18 protein-coding genes and 1 tRNA gene are annotated in these 16,147 nt (G+C 62.5%); 8 read left to right on the top strand and 11 right to left on the bottom strand.

Annotated features, from left to right (window positions below):
- Position 1: 1 nt before the first annotated feature.
- Both lptG and lptF read right to left on the bottom strand, forming a co-directional pair.
- Positions 2-1,099 carry an LPS export ABC transporter permease LptG gene (lptG, locus tag R1T45_RS14075; protein WP_120351026.1) on the bottom strand — a complete coding sequence of 366 codons (1,098 nt, stop codon included), beginning with the start codon at positions 1,097-1,099 and terminating at the stop codon, positions 2-4.
- The gene (gene lptF / locus R1T45_RS14070; RefSeq protein ID WP_259944167.1) at positions 1,096-2,229 is read right to left on the bottom strand and encodes an LPS export ABC transporter permease LptF; all 1,134 of its coding nucleotides are present in this window, start codon (positions 2,227-2,229) and stop codon (positions 1,096-1,098) included. The genes lptG and lptF overlap by 4 nt, the downstream gene beginning before the upstream one ends.
- A 131-nt stretch (positions 2,230-2,360) precedes the next feature.
- Here lptF and R1T45_RS14065 point away from each other — a divergent pair, with 131 nt between their 5' ends.
- The gene (locus R1T45_RS14065) at positions 2,361-3,833 is read left to right on the top strand and encodes a leucyl aminopeptidase (protein ID WP_317389367.1); all 1,473 of its coding nucleotides are present in this window, start codon (positions 2,361-2,363) and stop codon (positions 3,831-3,833) included.
- Positions 3,834-3,840: 7 nt separating this feature from the next.
- Entirely contained in the window at positions 3,841-4,299 is a 459-nt protein-coding gene (locus tag R1T45_RS14060) for a DNA polymerase III subunit chi (protein ID WP_120351029.1), read from the top strand.
- A gap of 51 nt (positions 4,300-4,350) precedes the next feature.
- Here R1T45_RS14060 and R1T45_RS14055 read toward each other — a convergent pair whose 3' ends face one another.
- From R1T45_RS14055 to R1T45_RS14040, 4 genes are all read right to left on the bottom strand, one after another.
- A complete protein-coding gene (locus R1T45_RS14055) occupies positions 4,351-4,827 on the bottom strand; it encodes a hypothetical protein (RefSeq protein WP_317389366.1) in 477 nt (158 codons plus the stop codon).
- A 150-nt stretch (positions 4,828-4,977) separates the two neighbouring features.
- Positions 4,978-5,559, bottom strand: coding sequence for a TIGR02281 family clan AA aspartic protease (locus R1T45_RS14050; RefSeq protein WP_132443432.1), 582 nt, complete (start codon positions 5,557-5,559; stop codon positions 4,978-4,980).
- A gap of 45 nt (positions 5,560-5,604) precedes the next feature.
- Positions 5,605-6,243 (bottom strand): MarC family protein, encoded by a 639-nt coding sequence (locus R1T45_RS14045; RefSeq protein ID WP_067629053.1) that lies wholly within the window; start codon positions 6,241-6,243, stop codon positions 5,605-5,607.
- Positions 6,244-6,334: 91 nt separating this feature from the next.
- Positions 6,335-8,200, bottom strand: coding sequence for an ABC-F family ATP-binding cassette domain-containing protein (locus tag R1T45_RS14040; RefSeq protein WP_067629091.1), 1,866 nt, complete (start codon positions 8,198-8,200; stop codon positions 6,335-6,337).
- Positions 8,201-8,306: 106 nt separating this feature from the next.
- Here R1T45_RS14040 and ndk point away from each other — a divergent pair, with 106 nt between their 5' ends.
- The gene (gene ndk, locus R1T45_RS14035) at positions 8,307-8,729 is read left to right on the top strand and encodes a nucleoside-diphosphate kinase (protein WP_067266630.1); all 423 of its coding nucleotides are present in this window, start codon (positions 8,307-8,309) and stop codon (positions 8,727-8,729) included.
- Positions 8,730-8,792: 63 nt separating this feature from the next.
- Here the strand turns inward: ndk and R1T45_RS14030 are convergent, their stop codons facing one another.
- From R1T45_RS14030 to R1T45_RS14020, 3 genes are all read right to left on the bottom strand, one after another.
- Entirely contained in the window at positions 8,793-9,215 is a 423-nt protein-coding gene (locus tag R1T45_RS14030) for a DUF4112 domain-containing protein (RefSeq protein ID WP_317389365.1), read from the bottom strand.
- Positions 9,216-9,311: 96 nt separating this feature from the next.
- On the bottom strand, positions 9,312-9,434 hold the full coding sequence (locus tag R1T45_RS14025) for a hypothetical protein (protein WP_259980958.1): 123 nt from the start codon (positions 9,432-9,434) through the stop codon (positions 9,312-9,314).
- 145 nt (positions 9,435-9,579) lie between these two features.
- A complete protein-coding gene (locus tag R1T45_RS14020; RefSeq protein WP_317389364.1) occupies positions 9,580-10,494 on the bottom strand; it encodes an MBL fold metallo-hydrolase in 915 nt (304 codons plus the stop codon).
- A gap of 44 nt (positions 10,495-10,538) precedes the next feature.
- Between R1T45_RS14020 and R1T45_RS14015 the strand changes: the two genes are divergently transcribed.
- Complete coding sequence (locus tag R1T45_RS14015) at positions 10,539-11,861, top strand: ATP-binding protein (protein ID WP_317389363.1); 1,323 nt, start codon at positions 10,539-10,541, stop codon at positions 11,859-11,861.
- Positions 11,862-11,930: 69 nt separating this feature from the next.
- Positions 11,931-12,380, top strand: a complete 450-nt coding sequence (locus tag R1T45_RS14010) for a DUF4442 domain-containing protein (protein ID WP_067629061.1) — start codon at positions 11,931-11,933, stop codon at positions 12,378-12,380.
- 26 nt (positions 12,381-12,406) lie between these two features.
- Here R1T45_RS14010 and R1T45_RS14005 read toward each other — a convergent pair.
- Positions 12,407-12,483 (bottom strand) — tRNA-Ile (locus tag R1T45_RS14005).
- A 128-nt stretch (positions 12,484-12,611) separates the two neighbouring features.
- Here R1T45_RS14005 and purM point away from each other — a divergent pair.
- The 3 genes from purM to rnd all read left to right on the top strand — a co-directional run bounded on the left by purM (position 12,612) and on the right by rnd (position 15,488).
- On the top strand, positions 12,612-13,658 hold the full coding sequence (gene purM / locus R1T45_RS14000; RefSeq protein WP_120352199.1) for a phosphoribosylformylglycinamidine cyclo-ligase: 1,047 nt from the start codon (positions 12,612-12,614) through the stop codon (positions 13,656-13,658).
- Complete coding sequence (gene purN, locus R1T45_RS13995; RefSeq protein WP_317389362.1) at positions 13,655-14,251, top strand: phosphoribosylglycinamide formyltransferase; 597 nt, start codon at positions 13,655-13,657, stop codon at positions 14,249-14,251. Before purM ends, purN begins: the two co-directional genes overlap by 4 nt.
- 79 nt (positions 14,252-14,330) lie before the next feature.
- Positions 14,331-15,488 (top strand): ribonuclease D, encoded by a 1,158-nt coding sequence (gene rnd / locus R1T45_RS13990; protein ID WP_120351035.1) that lies wholly within the window; start codon positions 14,331-14,333, stop codon positions 15,486-15,488.
- 57 nt (positions 15,489-15,545) lie between these two features.
- Here rnd and R1T45_RS13985 read toward each other — a convergent pair whose 3' ends face one another.
- Entirely contained in the window at positions 15,546-16,064 is a 519-nt protein-coding gene (locus tag R1T45_RS13985; protein WP_120351036.1) for a hypothetical protein, read from the bottom strand.
- Positions 16,065-16,147 lie beyond the last annotated feature (83 nt).

The following is a 16,147-nucleotide window of genomic DNA, read 5'->3' as shown; positions in this document are numbered from 1 at the left end:
GTCAGCCATCCTCCGCGTGCAAAAGCAGGCCTAACGCCAGAAAAATCGCGGCCACGGGCGGTGCCCAAGCGGCGAGTATCACGGGGATCTGGCCGTTTTCGCCAAGGATCTGTGCGAAACTGCGAATGAAATACAAACCGAACCCCAGCAAAATCGAGGCCAGCACAGCAACGCCGGTCCCCCCAAAGCGGGTATGGCGCATGGTGAATGCGCTCGCAACCAGAACCATGGCGACCAGAAAGAAGGGCCGCGCCAGTTCGGCCTGCAACCAGACCTCATGCTGGCGCGTGCTGAAGCCCGCCTGTTCCAACTGGCGGATAAACTCTGGCAGCTCGTAGATGGACACGGCAGCCACCCGGCCAATGCTCTCGCGGATGCGCTCAACGGTCAGGGATGAGGGGATGGTCAGGGTCTCATGCTCTTCAGAGGCGCCTTCGGCGTTCACCCCGGCCTCCAGCGGCCAAATCTTGGCCCCGGTCAATTCCCAGTCGCCACCGCTCAGCTGCGCGCTTTCGGCTTCGATCCGGCGGATCGGACCTTTCTCGGCGTCATAGCTGATGATCGTCACATTATAGAGAACGGAGGCATCGCTGTTGGTGCGCCACGCGCGAATGACCGATTGGCCTTCTTCCGTGCCCTGACGCAGCCAAAGCCCCTCGTCGCTCACCGACAGGGCCGAGCGACCGTTGGAGCGGTATTTCTGAGTCAGTTGCTCGGCCCGTTCACTGGTCGCGGCGACGATGGGGTTGAGAAAGGCCACCGCCAACGTGCCGATGATCAGCGCCACCACCACCGGTGCCACCAGCGCGCGCAGGGCAGAGCGGCCTGCGGCACGGGTCACCACCAACTCCGAGGACCGCGCAAGACCGATGAAAAGCGCCACCGTGGCAAGGATCATGATCAGCGGCAGGATCATATTGATGGTCTGCGGCATGTGCAGCAGCGTCATCCCCAAGACCTGATCCCAGCCCACATCATCATCGGCAAAGCGCCGGGCCTGATCCACACCATCGACCAGCATCACCAAGGCGGCCAGCACCCCGGTGATGACGAGAAAGCTCATGAAAAAGCGGCGGGCGAAGTAGAGATGGAGGATCATGCGGCCGCCCCTTTGCCACGTAGCCGCCGCCTTATCCAGCGCGGATGTGCCGCCTGCCATAGCATTGCCAGCGTCAGCACGGCCCCGATAAGCGAGGGCAGGTAGGCCAGCGGCCAGAGGGCCGCGGTCTCACGGATTTGCACCACCATCGTGCCCCGCAGCCCGTCAATGGCGATGAGCAGGCCAAAGGCGATCACCGCCTCGCGCCAGACGCCAAAACGGGAAAAGCCGCCAAGGATCAAAGTGGCAAAACCGATCATCGCTGCGACGAGGCAAAACAGCGGTTGCGCAAAACGGCCATGCAGTTCTTCGGCGACGACGCCCGCTGTGGTGTCAGTTTGCGCCGCAACCCCGGCCCAATTCCAAAGCAGATCGGGGGTCACCATGGCGCTGACCGACGGGTCGATCGCATCGCCACTGCTGACCAGAGGGGAGATATCAAAGGAAAAGTCGCGGAATTTGGCCGTGGCCAAACGGTTGCGTTCGGTGTCCAGCCGCTGCGCCATACCGCTGAGCATGATCAGCGTCGTGCTATCGCCATTGCGCGCCAGATAGGCTTCGGCGGCGGTATAGATCACCCCCTCATCGGCCTTGCGCCGATCCGACAGGAAAACATCACGCAGCACTCCATCGTTGTCGATGGCCCGGGTGTAGAAGGTCACATCGTCGGAAGGGTGTAGAAAAGTCCCCTCTGTCAGCAGTCGCGCGGTGAGATTGCGCGAGATCTCGGCCTCGCGCTGTTTCAACTGACCCTGCGCCATGGGCACCAGAAAATGGCTGAGCACCGTCATCATCACCGCCACACACAGCCCGAAGACAAAGACAGGCCAAGCCAACCGCCATGGGCCCGAGCCTGCGGCCTGCAGCACGGTCAACTCAGATTCGCCCGACATGCGGTTGGTCACATAGACCGAAGCGGCAAAGGTCGCGATGGGCAGGACGGTGACGATGAGCTTGGGCAGGCCAAGGGCCGTGAACTCCAAAAACACCAGTGCAGATTGGCCATCGCCGATCAAACGGTCGAATAGGACCACCGCGCGGTTGATCCAGAACAGCGCCACCAGCACCAGAGCGAAAAAGCCGAACATAACCAGAAGTTGCGACAGCATGTAGCGGTCAATTCTTGCCACTCTGATCCCCCGAGATGCTCTGACGGCCTTTGTGCAGATCCTAAAGCAATTCGCGGGGCGGGAAAACTGCTATCTGGCCATGCGCGGCGCGTCGCGATAGGTCTGGGGCAAAATCAACCATGAGGCACGCCATGACCGATCTGACCCCCATCACTTTCGCCGAGACCGACATCGACCGTATCGCGGGGCATTCCGGTCGGGTCGCGGTGTTTCTTGAACCTGAGGGGCGGCTCGATGCCGGCGCGCGGCGGGTCAATCGGCTGACCAAAGGCGCCTTGCAGCGGCTGATGGAAGGTGAGCGTTTCGCAGCGCTGAAACCCGGTGACATGCTCAGCATGGGCTATCCCGCTGGCATGGCAGCAGAGGCGGTGGATGTGATCCACATGCCGCGCCGAGCCGATGTGATGACCGCGCGCAAAGCCGGGGCCGCGCTGGCCAAGCGCCGGGGCGACAGTGATATGCTGATACTCGCTGCCGCGACCCGCCGGGTGGCGGATGTGGCCTTTGGTTTGGCAATGCGGGACTATGGGTTCGAAGATCACAAATCCGCGCCCAAGCCGCGTAAAGGCAGTGTTGAGGTGATGTGCTCCAAACCCGAGGAGGCCCGCGAGGCCGCAGCGCCGTTGATGGCGGTGGCCGAGGGCGCTTTCATGACGCGCGATCTGACCAACGCGCCTGCCAACATCCTGACCACAACCAATTTCGCCGAACGTCTGGCGGAAATGGAGAGCTTGGGCCTTAAAGTTGAAGTGCTGGATGAGGAAGAGCTTGCAAGCCTTGGTATGCGCACGCTTTTGTCTGTGGGGCAGGGGTCTGACAGCCCTTCCAAAGTCGTCGTGATGCGGTGGGATGGCGGCACAGATGATGCGGCCCCGCTGGCGCTGGTTGGTAAGGGCGTTGTCTTTGACACCGGCGGCATCAGCCTCAAACCCGGCGCGGGCATGGAAGACATGACCATGGACATGGGCGGCGCAGGCGTTGTTTCGGGCGTGATGCGCACGCTGGCGCTGCGCAAGGCCAAGGCGAATGTTGTCGGACTGGTGGGCATTGTCGAGAATATGCCTTCGGGCAATGCGACCCGTCCGGGCGATGTGATCACAACCATGAAAGGCGACACGGTGGAGGTCATCAACACCGACGCCGAGGGGCGTTTGGTGCTTTGCGATGTGATGTGGTACGCGCAAGACCGCTTCAAACCTGCCGCGATGATCGACCTGGCGACGCTGACGGGCGCGGTCATTATCGGACTGGGTCATGAAAACGCTGGCGTCTTTTCGAACGACGACGGGCTGTGCAACGATTTCCTGAAGGCCGCCGAGAGTGAAGGCGAGGGCGCATGGCGTCTGCCGCTGGGGCAAGGCTATGACGATCAGTTGAAAAGCCGGATCGCCGATATGAAAAACATCGGCGGGCGTCCGGCGGGGTCGATCACGGCGGCACAATTCCTTAAGCGCTTCGTCAAGGATGAGACACCTTGGATTCACCTCGACATCGCTGGGGTCGCCTCGCTGAAGTCCGAGAGCACATTGGCCCCCGCGGGCGCGACGGGCTGGGGCGTGGCGGCGCTGAACCGACTGGTCGCCGACCGTTTCGAGAAGGGCTGAGCCGGATATGGGGGCGGCTTACTTCTACCACCTGACCCAGCGACCTCTGGTCGAGACGCTGACGATGCTGCTGGAAAAGTCGCTCGCCAACGGGTGGCGCGTGGCCCTGCGCGGGACCGATCATGCGGGGCTGCAAGCGCTTGACCGGGCGCTTTGGACCTATTCGGACGACAGTTTTCTGCCCCATGGCATGGCGGGCGGGCCGCAGGATGCAGAGCAACCGGTGTTGCTGACCTTGGAGGATGGCACGCCCAATCGCGCGGACTGTTTGATGGCGGTGCATGGTGCCGATGTCACCGCCGAAGAGATCGCGTCGCTGCAACGGGTCTGCGTATTGTTCGACGGGCATGACCCCGTGGCGCTGGATCAAGCACGCGGCCTGTGGAAGCGGCTGAAATCCGAAGGCGCGTCGGCGCAATATTGGTCTGAGGAAAGTGGTCGCTGGGAAAAGAAGGCCGAGACCTAAAGGCCAGCGGAGCAGGGGCAGGGCCGCAAGGCCGCCGCCCCTGACTGCTGGTCAGGCCGCTTTGTCGAGGGCGGGTTTCGCGGCAGCCGTGGCTTTGCTTGCGGTGGCCTCTGGCGCATCCGGTTCGACCTTGCTGACGTAGGATTTGGCAGCTTCGACCGCGCTGTTGTTCACCGGTGCGATCGTATCCAGCAAGGCGCGGGTGCGCTGGCTGTCGACGCTGCGCTGTGCGGCCGCACGGGCAAAGGCTTCGTTATCCGCTGTCGTGGCCTTTGGGGCCGTCTCGGTCGGCTTTGCCTGTGCTACGGTTTGCACCGCTTCGGTCTTGGCCGGGGCTTGCACGGACTGAGGTTTGGACGCCTCTTGGGCTGCCGCGCTGTTTTGCGTGGTCTGCCCTTCGCTGGCGGGTTTTGCTTCTGCCTGCGGGGCTTCGTTCTTGGTTTTCTCAGGCTTTTCAGCCTTTTCCGCCTTGGCGGGTTTGTTGCTTTGTTGGTAGGCAGTTGACCCACCCATAATATTGCTCAGCATAGCAGCACGTTCTCCAAAATTGGGTACAGTTGTGCCTTACAGGTATCTGCCCAAAAGGGCGGAAACCTGTTCAATTCACGGCGAATGCGGCGTCATTTTGCGGCGAGTTTGATTCTTCTTTTCGCATTTCGGGCAAGGTTCTGCCCCAAATCACCGGCTTAAGCGCAGCTCACCGCCGCTGATCTCGATCCGGCCCCAGCGTTGCAGGTATCCCATCCCCAAAAGCGATTGGGACATGACCCCGTCATTCACCACCGCGGGAACATTGCGGTCAACCGCCTCGCCCACCACGACCTCGTCCAGCCGCACGAAAGCGGTGCGCGTCTCGCCATTGGCGGTGCCCGCGCGGCCAAGGTAATCAAGCCCCTCGGGGTCAATGCCAATCCGCGCGGCGTCGGATTTGGTCAAGACGATATCAGACGCGCCGGTGTCGACGACGAAACGCACCGAAGCACCGTTGATCTGGGCCGTCAGGTAGTAATGCCCATCGCGCCCGCGCGGCAGGACGATCTCACCCTCTTGGTTGACGGAGAGCTGTTGGCGGGCGGTGTCGCGGGTGATGTCTTGCCACAGGCCGACCCCGGCCGCCGCGCCGGTAAAGATCAGCCCCCAGACCGCCGCCTGTTGCAGCGTCTTGTTCATATTGGGCCGGCTTTGCAAAAAGAACCAGCCCGCCAGCATCGCCAGCAGAACGATGAGGTAGATCAGATGTGCTGTATCGATTTCGGCCATGAATGCGCCCCCTTACACCTCATATAGGAAGGGGCCGGGCAAATGTCAGCCGGGCGTGGGGCCGGGGCCAAAACCAAAGGCCGCCAGTCCATCGAGCACGAATTGAACCGAGAGGGCCGCCAGCAACATGCCCAGCAGACGGGTGATGATGTTGATGCCGGTCTTGCCCATCGCCCGCTCTAGCGCGCCGCTGACCTGCATCGTCAACGCCATGACCACCAGCGTCAGCGCGGTGATCACGATGATGGTCAGCAGCCCTTCGCCGCCCGGTTTTTCACCCGTCAGCAGGATCACCGAGGCGATGGAGCCGGGGCCAGCGATCAGCGGAATGGCCATAGGGAAAACCGACGGATCGTCGTGGTCATCCTCATCCGCGCGGTCTTCGCGGCGTTTGGTGCGGCGGTCGAACAGCATGTCGAGCGCGGTGATGAACAAAAGAATGCCGCCCGCCACACGGAAGGCGGGCATTGAGATGCCGATAAAGCCCAGCACCGCCTCGCCAAAGGCGGCAAAGATCAACAGCACCAAGCCCGCCACACCCACCGCGCGCCATGCGATCAGGCGGCGTTGTGCATTGCTCATCCCACGGGTCAAGGCAAGGAAGACCGGCGCGATGGCGATGGGGTCGATCACCACGAACATCGTGACGAGGGCGGTGATCATATAGGCGGTGTCGAGGGTCATAGGTCTTCCTTGGCGCGGGGCTTCTTGCCAGAATGCACGAGGGCCGCCCCTTAGGCGACCCCCGCGATGTGATAAATTGGGCCTTGCTGGGTCAGGCTGTGGCTTTCTCCAGCTTTTCTTGCGCGCCGACCCAGAGGCTCTCCGCACGCTCCAGCGCTTCCATCACTTCAGCGTATTTCTTGTTCCAGACCTCAAGCTCGCCGGTCTTGGCATCTTCGTAGAGCGCCGGATCGGCCAGTTTCTTGGCCAGCTTGTCGCGCATCTCGTTGATTTTTTCCATGCGTGCTTCGGCCTTGCGGACTTCGCTGCGCAGGGCCAGCACCTCATCGCGGCTGGCGCGTTTGGGTTTGGGGGCTTCTTTGGGCTGTTTCGATGGGTTCTTGCTGACAGGCTTTTCGGGTGTCAGCAGCATCTTGCGATAGGCTTCGAGGTCTTCCTCATAGGGTTTGACCGTGCCGTTCGATACAAGCCAAAGCCGGTCGGCCACCAGCGACAATAGGTGCATGTCGTGGCTGACAAGGATCACCGCACCCGAGTAGCGCGTCAGCGCCTCGACCAGCGCCTCGCGGCTTTCGATGTCGAGGTGGTTGGTCGGCTCATCGAGGATCAGCAGATGCGGGGCGTGCAGCGTGGCCAGCAGCAGCGAAAGCCGCGCCTTCTGCCCGCCTGACAGTCGGCCCACCTCGGTCTCGGCCTGTTCCGGGCCAAGACCAAAGCCCGCCAATTGCGCGCGCAGTTTCGATTGCATCACACCAGGGCGGGCGGCGATCATATGTTGCAGCGGCGTCTCTTCGACGATCAGCTCGTCCACTTGGTGCTGGGCAAAGAAGCCCACCCGCAGCTTGGAGGAGTTGACCTGCCGCCCGGCCATCAGCGGCAAACGGTCCGACAAAAGCTTGGCCAGCGTTGATTTGCCCTGACCGTTCTTGCCCAAGAGCGCGATACGGTCGTCTTGGTCGATGCGCAGGTTCAGACGGGTCAGCACCGGGTTGTCGTCGCTATAGCCGACCGAGCCGTTCTCGATATTGATAATCGGCGGCGAGAGTTCCTCGGGCTCAGGGAAGGTGAAGACCTTGCGCGCCACATCCTCGGGCGCGGTGATCATATCCATCTTCTCGATCATCTTCAGACGCGATTGCGCCTGTTTCGCCTTGGAGGCTTTGGCCTTGAAACGATCCACGAAGCTTTGCATGTGATCGCGGCGGGCCTGTTGTTTCTTGGCCATCGCCGCCTGCAACGCGCGTTTCTCGGCGCGCTGGCGGGCGAATTGGTCATAGGGACCCTGATAATACGTCAGCTTGCGGTCTTCGAGGTGCAAGATACCGCCCACGGCGCGGTTCAACAGACCGCGGTCGTGGCTGATGATCAGCACCGTATGCGGGTACTTTGCCAGATAGCTTTCCAGCCACAGCGCACCTTCAAGGTCGAGGTAGTTGGTCGGCTCGTCGAGCAGCAGCAGGTCAGGCTGGGCAAAAAGTACGGCGGCCAGCGCCACGCGCATCCGCCAACCGCCGGAAAAGGCAGAGCAGGGCATCTGTTGTTCTTCGTCGTCAAAGCCCAGACCTTTGAGGATCGACGCGGCGCGGCCTTCGGCGGACCAAGCGTCGATATCGGCCAGACGGGTCTGGATGTCGGCGATGCGGGTCGGGTCTTCGGCGGTTTCGGCCTCTAGCATCAGCCGGGCACGCTCCACATCGGCAGCCAGCACCGTGTCGATCAACGAGGTCTCGGATGAGGGCACTTCCTGCGCCACGCCGCCGATCTTGGCGCGGGACGGCAGAGAGATGTCGCCACTGTCGAGCGACAGCTCGCCACGGATGATCTTGAACAGCGTGGTCTTGCCCGCGCCATTGCGCCCGACGATGCCCACCTTGTGGCCCTCGGGGATCACGGCGGAGGCTTCCTCAAACAGAGGGCGGCCTTCGACGGAGTAGTTGATTTCTGAAATGCGTAACATGCACGCCGTTTGGAGCAAGCCGGGCCGAAGGTCAATCACGGCTTTTCATGTGTTAGACCCCATGCTAGGGAGCGCGCAAATCAACACCCGCTATGGAGTACAGCCAATGGCCCTCGAACGCACTTTCTCGATCATCAAGCCCGACGCAACCCGCCGCAACCTGACCGGCGCCATCGTCAAGAAATTCGAAGACGCTGGCCTGCGCGTTGTCGCACAAAAGCGCATCCACCTGACAAAGGCGCAGGCGGGCGAGTTCTACAAGGTGCACGCTGAGCGTCCCTTCTACGACGAACTGTGCGAGTTCATGGCCTCCGCGCCGATCGTTGCTCAGGTTCTCGAAGGTGAAAACGCCATCGCGAAAAACCGCGAAGTCATGGGCGCCACCAACCCTGCGGACGCCGCCGAAGGCACCATCCGCGCAGAATTCGCTGAAAGCGTTGGCGAAAACTCCGTGCACGGTTCCGACGCACCGGAAACCGCAGCGGTTGAGATCGCCTACTTCTTCTCCGGTCTGGAACTGGTCGGCTAAGCCACCATTCTTCGGAAAACGATTGAAAGGGTCGCCTTTGGGCGGCCCTCTTGCGTTTAGGGATCAGTTATTGAGCGTCGGGTGATGCGATGACATACGCCCCTCGACGTCGCCCATCGGCGGCGCTTTGGCGGCTTGGTCTTTTAGATGACGTTCCAGCAGATCGACGTTGCGCAGCTTGGATTTCCAGCCGATGTCAAAGAGGTCACCCACCAACGGGACCGAACCGATAACGTAGTCGATCCCGGTGTTTACCAACATCTTTGCCAGCATTCCCTTTGGCGCGCCCATCCGGTGCGATTCTTTAAGGATATAGGCCGAAGGGAGCAGGGCGAGCGTATCGCCCACCACGGGCACGAAACCCAAAATCGAATCCCATCCCATGCGCACACCGACAATCGGCAATTTGAAGGCGCTGTCCATGCTGACCGCCAGACGGCGCAGACGGGCGAGGTCGGCTTCGTGAGAGGGGGCGTGGGGTTCCATATCTGTCCTTGCGTGTTGCTCTAGGCTGCAAACGCGCGGTCAGGCTGCAAAGTTCCCCCAAAGCACCGGCCCCATCCGGCGCGTCGCGGGGCCTGCTCAAAGGCTGGCGTAATCGGTAATCAACGGTGTGGGACGCTGCGGTGGCTGGGCCGAGGTGCCCTTGGGCGTCTGCTCGGGCTTCGGTTTTTGCGGTTGCGGCGTTCTGTCAAGTCGGGCCATCGGGTAGCTCCTTTGCTGCTCGCTGGGGTTTGATGTCTCTCACCCTCGCAACCAGCTTGGGCGCGGTTCAGGTCCATAAAGGGGCCGAATTGCGCCCAGATTGAGGCATTTGTTGCGATTTTGCGACGGAATCCGCGGTTTTTCCCTATGAGGTAAGGGCGAAATGCGCCTCTGCGTGCAAGACGCCCCGCGGGGCAACGCGGCCCCGGCCTGTCAAATCGACCAAATGCGCCAGCACGTTTCGCGTGGCAGCCCCCAAAAGCGCGGCGGGGGTCTCGGTATAGATCACGCGGGCGAGGTCCTCAGCCGTGGCAGGCCCGGCGTTCAGCGCCTCAAGGATCGACGCCTCCCGCGCGCGGCGGTGCGCCACCAACCAGTCGAGCCGCGTGTTGGGATCGAGGACCGGCGCGCCGTGGCCGGGGTAGAACACACGCCACTGTCGGGCAGCCAGCTTTTCGCAAGAGGTCATGAAATCGGTCAGATCCCCATCGGGCGGCGAGACCAGCGAGGTGGCCCAGCCCATGATGTGATCCGCCGTGAGACAGGCGTCCCCCCAAGCGAGGCAGAGGTGATTGCCGATATGGCCCGGCGTGTGCAGCACCTCCAGCGCCCAGCTTTCCCCCTCCAGTACGTCACCGTCGGCCAAGGTATGATCGGGGATAAACCCGTGATCCACACCTTCACCACCGCCCATCAGCCCCGCCTCGGCCAATCCCTGCATTGCTGGGGACCGGCCCGCCGTGGCGTTGCCAAAAGCCCAGACCTCGGCCCCGGTCCGCGCGGCCAAGGGACGCGCGAGGGGGGAATGGTCGAGATGCGTATGGGTCACAATGATATGGCTGATCCGCTGGCCCGGCTGGAGCGCGGCGAGGATCGCGTCAAGATGCGCGGGGCTGTCGGGGCCGGGGTCGATCACGGCAACCTCGGACTGGCCCAGAAGATAGGTATTTGTGCCGCGATAGGTCATCGGCGAGGGGTTGGGCGCCACGATACGGCGCAGCCCGGGCTCCAAGGTTTCGGCAAGGCCAATCTCGGGGTCGAAGTTGTCGGGCGGCAGCATGGTTTCACCTTTCGCTGGGGCAGGGGACTGGCTAAGGTCTAGCCATGAATTTTGCCTGGCTCAAACGATATGTGCCGCGCGGCATCTACGGACGCGCCGCGCTGATCTTGCTGTTACCGGTGGTGTTTTTGCAGTTGGTCGTTGTGGTGATCTTTGCCCAGCGACATTTCGAAGGCGTCACCGGGCAGATGACCGACACGGTCCTGCGCGAGTTGGAACTGGTCATGCTGGCGGTCGGCACGGCACCCGATGCCCAATCGGTGCCCATGGCGGTAGAGGCGCGGGCGGGCCCGCTTGATTTCGTGGTGACCCGCGCCAATCCTCCGCTGCCGGATGAAGACAGCATGCTGTGGTACGATTATTCGGGCCGGGTGCTGATCCCTCGTCTGCGCAGCAAGATGGACGGTATCGAAGCGGTGGACCTCAGCGATGACGATTTTGTCGTGCTTTATATCGAGAGTGTGCATGGCCCGTTGCGCATCCAGTTTGAACGGCGGCGGATCTCGGCCTCCAACCCCCACCAGCTTTTCGTTTACACGGTGTTTTTCGGCGTGCTTTTAAGCGTTATCGCGTCGATCTATCTGCGCAACCAGCTGCGCCCTATCAAACGCTTGGCCCGCGCGGCCGAGGCTTTTGGCCGGGGGCGGCATGAACCCTATACCCCCACCGGCGCGGTCGAAGTCCGCGCGGCGGGCAATGCCTTCGTTGACATGCGCGCCCGGATTGAGCGGCAGATTGAGCAGCGGACCATGATGCTCTCGGGGGTAAGCCACGATCTGCGCACACCGCTGACCCGTATGCGCCTTGGCCTGTCGATGATCGATGAAGAGGATGCCACCCCGTTGCTGGCCGATGTGGATGACATGCAGCGGATGCTGGATGAGTTTCTCAACTTTGCCAAAGGTGCCGCCGAGGGCGAGCCGGAGAAGGTGGCGCCGCATCGGTTCGTCAGCGCTATTGTTGAAGACGCGCAGCGCACCGGGCGCAAGGTCACGCTGTTGCCGCCTGAAGGTGCGGGCGAGGGTTTTGTGAAACTGCGCAAAGTGGCGATGCGCCGGGCGGTGGACAACCTGATCTCCAACGCCGTGCGCTATGGCACGCAGGCCGAAGTCTCGGTCATGCTGAGCGACCGCACCCTGCGTATCCGTGTCGAAGACGACGGCCCCGGCATCCCGGAAGAGCGGCGCGACGAGGCAACGCGGCCGTTCTCGCGGCTTGATCCTGCGCGCAATCAAGACAAGGGCGGCGGCGTTGGGCTGGGCCTTGCCATCGCCTCCGACATTGCGCGCGCCCATGGCGGGGTGCTGCGGCTGGGGGAATCGGCGCGGCTTGGTGGGCTGCGTGCAGATATTGTCATCGCGCGGTGACCCGGCGGCAGGATTGTGCCGCGCGCGCGGCTTTGCCACAGTGAGCCGACCTTAGAACGGAGCGCAGCCATGACCCCCTACGACATGATCAAAGCCCATCTCGACACCGCCGTGCCTTTTGCCGCCCATGTCGGGGTGAAACTGCTCAAGATCGGCGACGGCACCGCCAGCGCCGAACTGGTGCAGCGGCATGAGACCTCTAACCACATCGGCACGCAGCACGCAGGCGCGATGTTCACCTTGGGCGAAGCGGCCTCGGGTGCTGCCATGGCAGGGGCGATTGCGCCGGTGATTATGGACATGCGCCCCGTCGCGGCCATGGGGCAAATCACCTTTAAAAAGATCGCCGAGGGTACGCTGACCGCCCATGCCGAAACCTCGCGCCCCGGGGCCGAGCTGCTGACCGCGCTGCAAGAAGACGGAAAAGTCGCCTTTGACGTGGCGGTCGACATCCAGAATGAGGCGGGTGAGACGGTCGTTGAGATGCAGGTGAACTGGCATGTCAGCGCCAAACGCTGAGGTTTGGGCGAAAAGCGGGGGCGGAATGGTAGGCCCGGCAGGACTTGAACCCGCAACCAAAGCGTTATGAGCGCTCTGCTCTAACCAATTGAGCTACAGGCCCGCCATGGGCGTTTGGGTATGACGCCGCAGCCCGAGCGTCAAGACATTAGCTGCACCAAATGATTGCAGTGACCCGCACAATACTCTAACTCCGCGCGCAAGGGAAAATGCGCGCCGGGGGCCATGACCATGACGAAATCCGACAACGGAATCACCTATGCCGAAGCAGGCGTGGATATTGACGCAGGCAACGCGCTTGTAGAGCGGATCAAGCCAGCGGCGAAATCCACCGCACGGCCGGGCGTTATGTCTGGCCTTGGCGGCTTTGGCGCGCTGTTTGACCTGAAAGGCGCAGGTTTCACCGACCCGGTGCTGGTTGCGGCGACGGATGGCGTTGGCACCAAGCTGCGCATCGCGATTGATACCGGCAACGTCGACAGCATCGGCATTGATCTGGTGGCCATGTGCGTCAACGATCTGGTCTGCCAAGGCGCCGAGCCGCTTTTCTTCCTCGACTATTTCGCGACCGGCAAGCTGGAACTCGACAGTGCCGCACGGATCATCGAAGGCATCGCCAAAGGCTGCGCCGATTCCGGCTGTGCCCTGATCGGGGGCGAGACCGCTGAAATGCCGGGCATGTATCACGCGGGCGATTTCGACCTCGCCGGTTTTTCCGTCGGCGCGATGGAGCGCGGAACCGAGCTGCCGCGCGATGTGAAAGAGGGCGACGTGCTCTTGGGCCTGCCCAGCGACGGGGTGCATTCCAACGGCTATAGCCTCGTGCGCAAGATCGTTGAGCGCAGCGGTCTGGGCTGGAGCGACGATTGCCCATGGGGCGAAGGTGATCTGGGCAGTGCGCTGCTCACACCGACCAAGCTTTACGTCAAGGGCGCCGTTGCGGCCCTGCGCGCCGATGCCGTGTCGGCGCTGGCGCATATCACGGGCGGTGGCCTGACTGAAAACCTGCCGCGCGTGTTGCCCGTGGGGCTGGCGGCCGAGATTGACCTGAACGCATGGGACCTGCCGCCGGTCTTCAAATGGCTGGCCGCCGAGGGGGGCATGGCCGAGGCCGAGATGCTCAAGACTTTCAACGCTGGCATTGGCATGGTTGCCGTCGTCTCTGCCGATAAGGTCGACGCGGCCAAGGCCGCTTTTGCCGAGGATGGCCACGCTGCCATCGAAATCGGGCGTATCACCACCGGCAATGGCGTCACCTATTCCGGCGCGCTGCTTTGACCAAGCGGGTTGCGATTTTCGTCTCGGGCGGCGGCTCTAACATGCGGGCGCTGGTCGAGGATATGACCGGCGACCATGCAGGCCGCCCCTGTTTGGTGCTGTCCGACAACCCGGACGCGGGCGGAATCGCTTGGGCGCAGGCGCAGGGGATCGCGACCGAAGTGGTCGATCACCGCCCCTACGGCAAAGACCGCCCCGCGTTTGAGGCAGCCTTGAGCGCCGCACTTGAGGCCCATGCGCCGGACATTATTTGCCTTGCCGGCTTTATGCGCAAACTGACCGAAGGCTTCACCGATGCTTGGGCCGGGCGGATGATCAATATCCACCCGTCGCTGCTGCCGAAATACCGCGGGCTGCACACCCATGCCCGCGCGCTTGAGGCGGGCGATACCGAACATGGCTGCACCGTGCATGAAGTCACTGCCGCTTTGGATGATGGTCCGATCCTTGGCCAAGCGCGCATTCCGGTTCTGTCGGGCGACACGGCTGATACATTGGCCGAGCGGGTGCTGGTGCAAGAACACCGCCTTTACCCCGCCGTGCTGCGCCGTTTCGCCGCCGGGGAACGCCAGCCGGTCATGCTCACGGGCTGACGCTGGTCAAAGCTTCCCTTGTGATGTACCTCTTTGACAAAGCCCGATGACCGGGCGTGCAACTTGTCAAAGAGCATTTATGAAAACCATCACCACGACCGCCGACCTCGCGCAATTCTGTGAAGAAGCTGCGCGCCATGATTACGTGACCGTCGACACGGAATTCCTGCGTGAGCGGACCTATTACTCCAAGCTCTGCCTCGTCCAACTTGCCATGCCCGGAACCGACGACAGCAACGCCGTGCTGGTCGATCCCTTGGCCGACGGCATCTCGCTTGAGCCGCTTTACGATCTGTTCCGCGACACATCGGTGGTCAAAGTGTTCCACGCGGCACGGCAGGATCTTGAGATCTTCTACGTCGACGCCAAGGTCTTTCCCGAACCGCTGTTCGACACGCAGGTGGCCGCGATGGTCTGCGGCTTTGGCGAACAGGTGGGCTATGAGACCTTGGTCCGCAAGATCGCGCATGAGTCGCTGGACAAGACCTCGCGCTTTACCGATTGGTCCCGCCGTCCGTTGACCGACGCACAGAAGACCTATGCGCTGGCCGATGTGACCCACCTGCGGCAGATTTACGAGTTTCTGGCGCGCAAGCTTGAACAGACCGGCCGCGCCCGTTGGGTGGCCGAGGAGCTTGAGACGCTGCTCAGCCCCGATACCTATGTGACCCAGCCGCAGGATGCGTGGAAGCGGGTCAAGACCCGGACCAATTCGCCCAAGTTTCTGGCGATCGTCCGCGAATTGGCCGCCTTTCGTGAGGATTACGCCCGCACCCGCAATATCCCGCGCAATCGCGTGTTCAAGGATGACGCACTGGTCGAATTGGCGAGCCTCAAACCCTCTAACGGCGAAGAGCTGAACCGCGCCCGTCTGCTGCTGCGCGAGGCCCGCAAGGGGGAAATCGCCGAGGGCATTTTGAAAGCCGTGGCCGCAGGCGTGGCCTGCAAAGCCGCCGACATGCCGCAACCCGACCGCAAGCGCGACAAGCTGCAGGTGAACCCGGCGCTGGCCGATCTGCTGCGGGTTTTGCTCAAGGCCAAGACCGAAAGCGCAGGCGTCGCGGCCAAGTTGATCGCCTCGGCCAGTGATCTGGATATGTTGTCGGCGGGAGAGCGCGACGTGCCGGCCCTGCGCGGCTGGCGGCATGAGGTCTTTGGCGCCGATGCGCTGCTGCTCTGCGAGGGCAAGATTGCTTTGGCCGCCGATGGGACGGATGTGAAAGCAGTCAAAGTCTGAACTGAAAAGAGCCGCCCGATTGGGGCGGCTCTTTCTTATGGTGCGTGGCTTGGCCGCTTAGCGGCGAGAGACCAGAGCATTCATCTGCCCTTCGACGCGAATCTCGCGCACCCCGGCCAGCATTTGATCTGTCAGACGACGGCCCGCGATGACCTCACGGGTGGGGCGGCTGCCTTGCGGTGTCGCCTTGTCGGGGCGTACCCCTTCCAGACGGTAAGTCAGAACACCGTCGACAGGCGTCTCATCAATCGTCGCAGGAGTTAGCTGCACCGCATAAATGCCCTGCCGCGCGGCAAGGCCCGTGGCGCGTAGGATCGCACCGCCCGGCACCGGCTCGATCGTCAGGTCAGTGATCTGCTCGAAAGGGCGCCCCTCATAAGTGTCGACCTCAACCGCGCGCCGGGCGAACAGCCCGCTGCGCTGTGGAATCAACGGGTTGTTGCTCTCTTCCGGCGCGGACGGTGCCGAACGCGCGGGGCCGAACCAATTCAGCGGGTTGATGCGGCTGTCACGGACCGTGCCACAGGCGGATACCAAAAGGGTCGAGGCCAAAAGAGCGAGGAGTGTCTTGCGCATGGGATCCGCCGTTAAGTTAACTTGTCTTGTGCTACCCCATCACGCCAGCCATGGGAAGGGGGTGGACCTTTGCGCATCGGCAT

Source organism: Sulfitobacter sp. LC.270.F.C4, from assembly GCF_032922545.1.
Classification (GTDB): domain Bacteria; phylum Pseudomonadota; class Alphaproteobacteria; order Rhodobacterales; family Rhodobacteraceae; genus Sulfitobacter; species Sulfitobacter profundi.
This window is presented reverse-complemented; position numbering and strand designations above follow the sequence as displayed.